The 7,598-nt window shown below is 69.1% G+C and carries 7 protein-coding genes; 4 read left to right on the forward strand and 3 right to left on the reverse strand.

Features of this window, described 5'->3' with window-relative positions; all coding sequences use genetic code 11:
• Positions 1-62: 62 nt before the first annotated feature.
• Positions 63-2,333, forward strand: coding sequence for a maltose alpha-D-glucosyltransferase (gene treS, locus AU196_RS14120; protein WP_059095707.1), 2,271 nt, complete (start codon positions 63-65; stop codon positions 2,331-2,333).
• Positions 2,334-2,340: 7 nt separating this feature from the next.
• Complete coding sequence (locus AU196_RS14125; RefSeq protein WP_059095708.1) at positions 2,341-3,624, forward strand: hypothetical protein; 1,284 nt, start codon at positions 2,341-2,343, stop codon at positions 3,622-3,624.
• Here AU196_RS14125 and AU196_RS14130 read toward each other — a convergent pair.
• On the reverse strand, positions 3,621-4,277 hold the full coding sequence (locus AU196_RS14130) for a fatty-acid--CoA ligase (protein WP_082695720.1): 657 nt from the start codon (positions 4,275-4,277) through the stop codon (positions 3,621-3,623). The two genes, AU196_RS14125 and AU196_RS14130, sit on opposite strands and share 4 nt — an antisense overlap.
• A gap of 59 nt (positions 4,278-4,336) precedes the next feature.
• The gene (locus tag AU196_RS14135) at positions 4,337-4,942 is read right to left on the reverse strand and encodes a M15 family metallopeptidase (RefSeq protein ID WP_502687262.1); all 606 of its coding nucleotides are present in this window, start codon (positions 4,940-4,942) and stop codon (positions 4,337-4,339) included.
• Positions 4,943-5,015: 73 nt separating this feature from the next.
• Here AU196_RS14135 and AU196_RS14140 point away from each other — a divergent pair, with 73 nt between their 5' ends.
• Complete coding sequence (locus tag AU196_RS14140) at positions 5,016-5,510, forward strand: hypothetical protein (protein ID WP_197415791.1); 495 nt, start codon at positions 5,016-5,018, stop codon at positions 5,508-5,510.
• A 7-nt stretch (positions 5,511-5,517) separates the two neighbouring features.
• On the opposite strand, the gene AU196_RS14145 is transcribed toward AU196_RS14140, so the two are convergent.
• The gene (locus AU196_RS14145) at positions 5,518-6,705 is read right to left on the reverse strand and encodes a CynX/NimT family MFS transporter (protein ID WP_059095715.1); all 1,188 of its coding nucleotides are present in this window, start codon (positions 6,703-6,705) and stop codon (positions 5,518-5,520) included.
• A gap of 94 nt (positions 6,706-6,799) precedes the next feature.
• On the opposite strand from AU196_RS14145, the gene AU196_RS14150 reads away from it, so the two are divergent.
• Entirely contained in the window at positions 6,800-7,465 is a 666-nt protein-coding gene (locus AU196_RS14150) for a FadR/GntR family transcriptional regulator (RefSeq protein ID WP_059095709.1), read from the forward strand.
• Positions 7,466-7,598 lie beyond the last annotated feature (133 nt).

Here is a 7,598-nt window from a genome sequence, read left to right on the forward strand (position 1 = left end):
CGGCGGCGTGGAACTACGTCCCGAAGGTCGAACCACCGGGAACCAGTTCGTGAAGGGGATGCATGTCTGAGGCGCCAGCGTCGGATTTCGACGACCAGGCCGGGTCTGGCACGGACGATCAGCCGAACGAGCCCAGCGAGATCACCTACGACGAGCATCTCCATCCGGCCCGTCCCCGGGCGCTGCGGTTCCGTCCGCGCGTCAAATCGCCGTTCACGCGCCGGTCGGTGGCCCAGGACGGTCCGGCGCGCGCGGACAACCCGGCGTACGTGTCGTGGCTGCTGTCGCAGTCGATGCTGGCCGACGCCAACGAGATCAGCCAGCAGTTCTCCGGGCAGGGCTCGATGTGGCAGAACCCGTACGCCACCCCCAGCCCGCGCGGTGCGGTGGAGACCGCCTCGGTGTGGTTCACCGCCTATCCGCTGTCGCTGATCACCCGGCCGAACGAGTCGTTCCTCACCGCGCTCGCGGACGACGACATGTGGAAAGCGTTCGCGGACATCGGCATCGAGGCCATCCACACCGGTCCCGTGAAGCGGGCCGGCGGCATCTCCGGGTGGCAGACCACCCCCAGCGTCGACGGGCACTTCGACCGCATCAGCACCGAGATCGACCCGGCGTTCGGCACCGAGGAGGAGTTCCGCAAGATGTGCGGGACGGCCAACTGGTACGGCGGCACCATCATCGACGACATCGTGCCGGGCCACACCGGCAAGGGCGCGGACTTCCGGCTCGCGGAGATGAAGTACGCCGACTATCCCGGCATCTACCACATGGTGGAGGTCGACCCCCGCGACTGGGAGCACCTGCCCGACGTGCCGCCGGGCGCGGACTCGGTCAACATCGACCCGGTCACCGAGGAGTGGCTGGACAAGGCGGGCTACATCATCGGCCGGCTGCAGCGGGTGATCTTCTACGCCGAGGGCATCAAGGAGACCAACTGGAGCGTCACCCGCCCGGTGCTCGGTGTCGACGGTGTCGAACGCCGCTGGGTCTACCTGCACTACTTCAAGGACGGTCAGCCGTCGATCAACTGGCTGGACCCCTCCTTCGCCGGCATGCGGCTGGTGATCGGTGACGCCCTGCACTCGCTGGCGGACCTGGGCACCGGCGGACTCCGCTTGGACGCCAACGGTTTTCTGGGGGCCGAGAAGACGGTGGCCGAGGACAGCACCGCCTGGTCGGAAGGCCACCCGCTGTCCGAGGCGGCCAACCATCTGATCGCGAGCATGGTGCGCAAGGTGGGCGGATTCACGTTCCAGGAACTCAACCTCACCATCGACGACATCCGCGAGATCGGTGAGGCGGGCGCGGACCTGTCCTACGACTTCATCAACCGGCCCGCCTACCAGCACGCCCTGGCCACCGCCGACACCGAGTTCCTGCGGCTGACCCTGCGCACCACGCTGGAACTCGGCGTCGACCCCGCGTCGCTGATCCACGCCCTGCAGAACCACGACGAACTGACCTACGAACTCGTGCACTGGTCGCACGGTCACCGCGACGACCTCTACACCTACAAGGGTGAGGAGATCACCGGCGAGGTGCTGGGCGAGTCGGTCCGCCGGGATCTCACCGAACACCTCACCGGTGAGAACGCCCCGTACAACCTGGTTTTCACCACGAACGGCATCGCCTGCACCACCGCGACGGTGATCGCGGCGACGCTGGGTATCAGCGATCTGGACCGCATCGAACCCGGTTCACCCGAGCTCGACGAGATCCGCCGCGCGCACCTGCTGCTGGCGATGTTCAACGCGCTGCAGCCGGGTGTCTTCGCGCTGTCGGGGTGGGATCTGTGCGGCATGCTCACGCTGCCCGCCACGGAGGTCGCAGAACTCCTGCGCGGCGGTGACACCCGGTGGATCCACCGCGCCGCCCACGACCTGATGGGCGTCAATCCCGGTGCGACGCAGTCGTTGGCGGGGATGCCCCGCGGCCGCAGCCTGTACGGCTCGATCCCCGACCAGCTCGACGATGACACCAGCTTCCTGCGCCAGCTGCAGGCCATCCTGAAGGTGCGCTCCCACTACGGCATCGCCACCAGTCGCCAAATCGACATCCCCGAGGTGTCGCACCGGGGCATGCTCGTGCTCGTGCACCAACTCCACGGCGAAGGCCGCTACCAGTTGACCGTGCTGAACTTCGCCAACGAGGAGGTCGCGGGAACGGTCCGCTCCGAGGCGCTGCCGCCCGGTGCCGAGGTCTCGGACATGTTCACCGGACATGCCTTCGCCACGGTCGACGACCTGCACAGCTTCACCGTGGAGATGCCCGCGCATCACGGGATGTCGCTGCTCGTCGAGGTCAGCACCGACGACGCCGGGTCCTAGCCGACGCATGCTTGAACACGAGCAGGTCACCGGTGATCACCTCGGTCTGCCGATTCCCGCCACCGCCGCGGCGCTGCGTGAGAGCGGGGAAGCGTTCCTCACCAACGCATTTCACGCCTTCGGCGCACTCGCGCCGGACAACCGCGTGGTGCGGATCGACCGGTGCCAGGAGCTGCGCGGCGGAAGTACGGGGCGCAAACTGCTGCTCGACGTCGCATACGCCCACGACGAACCAGGACTGCGCACGGATCTGTTCGTCAAGTTCTCCCGTGACCTCGACGATCCCGCGCGGGACCGCGGCAGGACGCAGATGGCCTCGGAAGTGGTGTTCGCCGCGTTGTCGCGCACGCCCGGGTTCCCGATCGCGATACCCCGGCCCCGGTACGGCGACTACCACGCCGGCACCGGCACCGGCATCCTGATCACCGATCGAATCCCATTCGGGCGCAACGGTGTGGAGCGCCAGTACGAGAAGTGCCTCGATGAGGACATGCCCGCTCCCGCCGAGCACTACCGTGCGCTGATCACCGCATTGGCGCGGCTGGCGGGCACCCAGCGTTCCGGCCGGCTACCGGCGGAGTTCACGCAGGCCTTCCCCGTCGACCTCCGGGCCGCCACGGTCGGCGATCCGGTGACCCTGTCGCCGGAACGCCTGCAGCGCAGACTGACCCGGCTCGCCGAGTTCGCCGACACCCATCCGGGACTGCTTCCGCCCGACGTGCGGACCCCCGGCTTCCTGACGCGCCTGAGCGAGGAGGCCCACGAGGTGCTGCGCCGGGAGGAGTCCATCTGGCGTGCGCTGCACGATGCGGACGATCACATCGCGTTGTGCCACTGGAATGCCAACGTCGACAACGCCTGGTTCTGGCGCGACGACGCCGGAGTCCTGCAGTGCGGTCTGATGGACTGGGGCTGCGTGAGCCGGCTGAACCTCGCGATGGCGCTGTGGGGTGCGCTGTGCGCCGCCGACACCACGCTGTGGGACCACCATTTCGACGAGTTGCTCGAGCTGTTCTGCGCCGAGATGGCGGGTGCGGGTGGCCCGCGGCCCGATCCGGTGCTGTTGCGGCGGCACCTGATGCTCTACATGGCGCTGATGGGCATCACCTGGCTGCTCGATGTGCCCGCGCGCATCGGCAACCGTCTACCCGGAGCCGATGCGGACACCACGAGACACGATCCGCGCATCCGCGGCGACGAGGGGCTGCGCGCCCCGCTGCAGATGTTCACCAACATGCTGAACCTCTGGCGGACGGAGGGTTTGGCCCGACATCTCGAGGCGCTCGGCTAGCTGCCGTCGGCGTGCTCGACGACGTCCATGCGCATCACGTGCCGCAGCGTCCCGACGAACACCGGCGGATAGGCGCCGACGCCGGCTTCCGTGAGCCACTTGGCCGCCGTCTCCGGACGATCCAGCCACCTGCGGGCACCGGCTTCGTCGACGACGTCCTGCAGGAACATCACCTCGTGCAGGTCGTCCAGCGCCCGGAAGATCCACACGTTCTGAATACCGTTGCGGCGGAACAGTGCTCGGGTGCGGTGCACCTGGTCGAGCAGGGTCCCGACATCCTGCACGACCGTGACGCCTGCGATCACCACCGCAGGCGCCTTCGCCGTCCATGCGGCGACGTGGCCGTCGTCGACGTGGAAGCGTTCGACGAGCTCACCGGCGAAGACGGCGGGGAGATCCTGCACGCCCACCGCGTCGAAATAGTCGAAGAAGACGTGGGAGCGCAGCAGCTCCGCCACGGGTTCGGCGGTGTGCAGTGCCATCGTGACCAGCACCCGGTCCGGTTCGCTGATCGAGGTGTGCACGAAGACGTGATGGGCGCCGAGCGCAGCGAGTTCGGCCCGGCGCCGTTCGAGCAGGGGCCACACCCGCGAGGGGTCGGCGACCCGGTAGTCCGACGTCAGGATCAACGAGCCCGCGACACCGGCGGTCACCGCGTCTTCTCCCGGCACGATCATCATGCTACCGAGCATGTGACCGCCGTTCCCGGCGGTCAGCCGGTCGCGTTGGGCTTCATCGGTGGGCAGATGCCGTTGGCGTCCGCGGTCAACTCGTAGTGCCACAACTCGTTGGCGTACACCTGACACAGTCCGAACCGCGTGCCGTTGCGCGACATCCAGGCCGCGGCGTCGGGACCGCCGACGTCGACCGCCCGCCCGACCACGTGCATCGAGGTCTGCGGTGACGCGACGAACTGCCTGGCCACCTCCAAGCTGCCGTACGTGCGCACCCCGTCCTGGAACAGCCGCTCCTGGAAGCCGATCGACCGCCAGCCGGAGTTGATCTCGACCTCGACACCGCTGGCGGCGGCCGCCCGCGTGGCCTCCTGCACCGCTGTCAGCAGCGCGGGGTCGAGTCGGCCGACGGTCGGGTTCTCGACGTCGAAAGCGGTCAGTGTCCCGTCCTCGGGCAGGTATCCGCCGAAGGTGTCGGTCGCTGCCGGCCCGACGCCGAACGGTCCGGCGGCAGGATTAGTGCCCGCCGCCGAGGGCCCCACGAGGGTGTCACCGCTGCCGGGCTCGGCGGGGTCCGCGTGGGCCGGCGCGGCGCCGAACAACACCCCGCAGGCGCAACCGACGGCCACGCCGACCCGGCACAGCGTTCGCCCCACACTCACCCCGCCACCATGCCAGCTTCCGGCCCCGCCGCGCGACCCCATTACGATCTCTCCCATGCCGCCGGGACCACAGCCGATCGGTGCCGCCCGCTCACGGTCCACGGCGCTGGCCGTCCTGGCCTGCCTGATCGCCACGGCCGCGCTGATCCTGGCGGTGTGGACGTGGTGGCAGGACCGCACACCGCGCTACGACGAGGCGACGCGGGCGGCCGCCCAGGACACCGCATGTGCGGCGTACACCCAGGTGAGTACCGGGGTCGCGACCAACACGCATCTGGCTTCGCCCGGCGGCGACGACGATGTGACCGGGGTGCTCGCGGTGGCGGCCAACGCCCGGGTGGCGCTGATGGGCGGCGGTCAGTACCTGCTCACCACGCTGGACCCCGCCACGCCGCCCCCACTCGCCGACGCGGTGCGTCAGTTCGGGACGAAGCTGATGCAGTTCGGGGCCGCGGCCACCGCGGGCGCCCCGGACGGCGACCCCGGCCAGCAGGCGCTCAAACGCGACCTCGATGCGCTCGACGCCACCCTCGACGGGCTCTGCGGCTGAGTCGGTTTCACACGTAGCGGTTGCGCCCGGCCAGTGCGCCCATGGACATCTGCACGAGGTAGACGATCAGCACCATGGCCCACGGCACCGTCCACCCGTCCGTCAGGTCGTGCAGGAACCCGAACAGGAACGGGCCGAGCCCGGCCAGCAGATAGCCGAAGCCCTGCGCCATGCCGGAGAGCTGCGCGGTGTCCTCGGTGGTGCGGGCACGCAACGCGATCACGGTGAGCGCCAACGAGAACACGCTCAGCCCGAGTCCGACGAGGATGCTCCACAGCAGCGGCGCGGCGCCCGGTTCGACGAGCAATCCGATCACCCCGGCCACGCCGATCGTGCCGAGACCGACGATCCACGGGCTCTGGCTCGACGAGCGCGCCGCCAGCGGTGAGACGAAGATGCTGATCGGCACGGCGATCAGCGACATCAGCCCGACGAGCAGACCGGCGGTCGACTTGCTCACGCCGCTGTCGATGAAGACCTCCGCCAGCCAGCCCATCATCACGTAGGCGAGCAGTGACTGACATCCGAAGAACAGTGTCACCGTCCATGCCAGTCGGTTGCGCAGCAACGATCGGCCCTTGACCCGTGACGCCGGTGCCCGTCCGCCGGCGAGGCCGCGCGACGCCACGGTCCAGACGAGAAGCGCCAGCGCGGATACGACGGCCCACGACGCGAGGGCAGTCCGCCAGTCGTCGAAGACGCCTTCCAGCCCGGGGGTCACCGCGGACCCGAGCGCACCGCCGCCCTGCAGGGCCGCGGTATAGACGCCGGTCATGAGGCCGACGCGGGCAGGGAACGAACTCTTGATCACCACGGGGATCAAGACGTTGGTCAGCGCGATTCCTGCGGTGGCGACGAGCGTTCCGCCGAGCACGACGTACGGGCCATCGAGGACGCGGATGAGCAGGCCCGCGCTCAGGATGGCGAGCGCGGCGTTGATGGCCCGGCTCAGACCGAACCGGCGGGCCAGCCACGGTGCCGTCAAACCCGCTGCGGCGAAACACAATCCGGGCAGGGTGGTCAACACGCCGGCCCAGGTGGCGCTCGCGCCCATGGATGTGCGCATCTCACCGAGCAGTGGTCCGACGCTGGTGATCGCGGGGCGCAGGTTCAGCGCGGTGAGGATGACGGCGATCGTGAGCAACACACCGCCGGCTGCCCGCGCTCGTGGGGTGTGGTCCGCGTCGGCGCTCATGGGGTCACCCGCATGATGCGAGGTTCCGGTGCGGATGTTGCCCTTCACCGCGGTATCCTCCCATACATCCCATGATTGGATGAATCGAGGTGCCGTGCCGCTCGCCACTACCCGTCGCGCAGGTCTGGTCGACCAGGTGATCGCCCAGCTGCGCGAATCGGTGTCGTCCGGCGAATGGCCGGTCGGCACGCGGATTCCGACCGAACCGTCACTGGTCGCGGCGCTCGGCGTCGGACGCAACACGGTCCGGGAAGCGGTGCGAGCGCTGGCCCACAGCGGGATCCTCGAGGTTCGTCAGGGCGACGGCACCTATGTGCGGGCCACCAGCGAGGTGTCCGGGGCTTTACGCCGGCTGTGCGGTTCGGAGTTGCGCGAGGTGCTGGAGGTCCGGCGCTGCCTGGAGGTGGAAGGCGCCCGGTTGGCCGCCACCGCGCGCACCGACGACGACCTCGTGGAGATCCGCGCCCTGCTCGCCCGCCGGGATGCCCTCGACACCCGCGACGAGTTCGTACGGGCCGACGCGGAGTTGCACTTCGCGGTGGTGCGGGCATCGCACAACGCGGTGCTGACCGAGCTGTACCGGGGTCTGACCGAAGTTGTCACCGCCAGCGTGGCGACCACCGTGGAGACCCACGCCTTCGAACGAATCCCCCACGAGGGGCTCGTCGAGGCGATCGCCGCCAGTGACGTCGACCGAGCCGGCCGCGAGGCAGGCGGCTTTCTCGACGAACTCATCGAGGAACGGCCCGAACGCGGCTGAGACCGGTCAGGCGTTCTCCCTCAGAGTTATTCGGGTTCTTCGCCGTCGTCCCTGTCGTCGGGGTCGGTGAGGTAGCGGTGGGGGTGGAAGTGGTTGTTGATTCTCGGTTGGCCGGTGTCGTGGTGGGGGAGGC

This window comes from Mycobacterium sp. IS-1742, from assembly GCF_001500125.1.
GTDB lineage: Bacteria > Actinomycetota > Actinomycetes > Mycobacteriales > Mycobacteriaceae > Mycobacterium.